Genomic DNA, 2272 nt, shown 5'->3' with positions numbered 1-2272 from the left:
ACAGGGTGGGGGGTACTCTTCCCGCACCGGCCTCTCAGCCGATCAGCGCTTCCGCCTCCCGCCAAACGCCACCTTCATCTCCGATGTCGCAAAGAAGGCGAAGCCGTTGGCTTCGAGCTTCAGCTTGCTCTTTCGGCGCTCGGCGCCGTGCGAGAGCTCCAACGGCTCGAGCCCCTCGCCACCGTCGAGCGTCACGGTGAGCGGGTCGGCCGAGAGGTTGAACAGGCAGGTGATGGCGTCGTCCGTGCCGGTGCGGCGGAAGGCAAGCAGCGGCTCGGCGACTTTCAGGAACTCGATATCGCCTGACGCAAAGACCGGGTGGGCGCGGCGGAAAGCCAGCGCCTTGCGATAGAAGCTCAGCGTCGAGTCCGGATCAGCGTTCTGGGCGGCGACGTTCAGAGCCGAGTGGTTCGGCTTCACCGGCAACCACGGCTTGGCGCTGGAGAAACCGTTGGGGGCCTCGCCCTCCTCCCATGGCATCGGCGTGCGGGCGCCGTCGCGCCCCTTGTATTCGGGCCAGAAGCGGATGCCCGGCGGATCGGTCAGCTCTTCGAACAGGATATCGGCTTCGGGCAGGCCCAGCTCCTCACCCTGATAGAGGCAGACCGAGCCCTTGAAGCTCAAGAGCATCGCCGCCGCCTCGCGGGCGAGATCGGCCGGGCTCCGTGAATACGGCGCCCAGCGGGTCATGTGGCGGTTGACGTCGTGGTTGGAAAAGCTCCAGCACGGCCAGCCATTCGGCGCGCCGACGAAGAACTTCGCCATCTTGGTGCGGAAGTGCTCGGCGGTGAACTCGGGGCCGAGCATGTCGAAGGTATAGGCCATGTGCAGCTTGTCGCCGCCGGAGGTGTATTCCTCCATCAGTTGCAGTCCGCGATGGCTGTCGCCGACTTCGCCAACCGTAGTGGTGCCGGGATACTGGTCGAGGAGCTTGCGCACCCGCTTCAGGAAGCCGACGTTTTCGGGCTGGCTCTTGCCGAACTTGTGGTCCTGCATGTCGTAGGGGTTGACCGCATAAGGCAGGTGTTTGGGCCGCCGCGCCGGCGGGTTGTTCCTCAGCAGCTTGTCCTGGAAGTAGTAGTTCACGGTGTCGAGCCTGAAACCGTCGACACCGCGCTCGAGCCAGAAGCGCATGACGTCGAGCACCGCATCCTGCACGTCGGGGTTGTGGAAATTGAGGTCGGGCTGCTCGATCAGGAAATTGTGGAAGTAGTACTGGCCGCGGCTGGGGTTCCACTCCCAGGCGCGGCCACCGAAGACGCTTGGCCAGTTATTGGGCGGCGAGCCGTCGCGCCTGGGGTCGGCCCAGACATACCAGTCGGCCTTGGCATTGGTGCGGTTGAGCCGGCTCTCGCGAAACCACGGATGCATGTCCGAGGAATGGCTCAGCACCTGGTCGATGATCACCTTGAGACCCAGCGCGTGGGCGCGCTTGATCAGGTCGTCGAAGTCTTCGAGGCTGCCGAACAGGCGGTCGACTTCCTTGTAGTCGGAAACGTCGTAGCCCATGTCGCGCTGCGGCGACTGGTTGATCGGCGAGAGCCAGATGCAATCGACGCCGAGGCTGGCGATGTGATCGAGCCGGCGCATGATGCCCGGTAGATCACCGATGCCGTCGCCGTTGCTGTCCTGAAACGAGCGTGGATAGACCTGATAGATCACCGCGCCGCGCCACCAATCCGTCATCGAAGTCTCCGCCGTTTCGTATTTGCACTGTCGCGAGGGGCCACCGGAAAGGCAATCGCTTTGACGGCATGGGGGTTCCGCGCCGATTGCGGCGCAGTTTGCTTCGGCGGTAGAATTTATCCGGGCGAGGGGCGCCCTGGGGAGTTCAAACAATGCTGCCGATCAACTGGTTGGCCGTGCTTGTCGCCGCAATCATCCGCATGGCCGTGGGCTTTGCCTGGTATTCGCCGCCGCTGCTGCTGAAGCCGTGGCAGGCGCTCACCGGGGTGACGCCGGAGACGATGAAGGCGGGGCTCGGCAAGGCGATGGTGGTCGATGTCATCGCCTCGTTGATCATGTCGTTCGCGCTGGCCAACATCATCGTCGGCGCCAACATCACCGACTGGCTCAACGGCGCGCTGGCCGGCTTCTGGGTCTGGCTCGGCTTCATGGCGACGCTGCTGGTGTCGCTTTGGGGCTATGAGAACCGCTCGCTGAAGCTGATCGCCATCAACCTCGGCAACAACCTGATCGCGCTGCTGCTGATGGGGGCGCTGCTGGCGGTTTGGCGGTAACTGCCTTTAGCTGGTGCGGGCTGCCCCCACCC

Annotated in this window: 2 protein-coding genes; one reads left to right on the top strand and one right to left on the bottom strand. The window is 64.3% G+C overall.

What is annotated here, in order from left to right; all coding sequences use genetic code 11:
- Positions 1-42: 42 nt before the first annotated feature.
- The gene (locus tag VW23_RS08385; protein WP_069909121.1) at positions 43-1686 is read right to left on the bottom strand and encodes an alpha-glucosidase family protein; all 1644 of its coding nucleotides are present in this window, start codon (positions 1684-1686) and stop codon (positions 43-45) included.
- A gap of 152 nt (positions 1687-1838) precedes the next feature.
- Here VW23_RS08385 and VW23_RS08380 point away from each other — a divergent pair, with 152 nt between their 5' ends.
- Entirely contained in the window at positions 1839-2240 is a 402-nt protein-coding gene (locus VW23_RS08380) for a DUF1761 domain-containing protein (protein WP_069909120.1), read from the top strand.
- Positions 2241-2272 lie beyond the last annotated feature (32 nt).

The sequence above is a fragment of the Devosia insulae DS-56 genome, assembly GCF_000970465.2.
GTDB lineage: Bacteria > Pseudomonadota > Alphaproteobacteria > Rhizobiales > Devosiaceae > Devosia_A > Devosia_A insulae.
The sequence above is the reverse complement of the archived record's forward strand: the minus strand, read 5'-3'. Positions and strand labels throughout refer to the sequence as shown.

Excerpts from the sequence above, each read along its gene's own strand:
- VW23_RS08385 (WP_069909121.1), bottom strand. The coding sequence starts at position 1,686 with ATGACGGATTGGTGGCGCGGCGCGGTGATCTATCAGGTCTATCCACGC.
- VW23_RS08380 (WP_069909120.1), top strand. The coding sequence starts at position 1,839 with ATGCTGCCGATCAACTGGTTGGCCGTGCTTGTCGCCGCAATCATCCGC.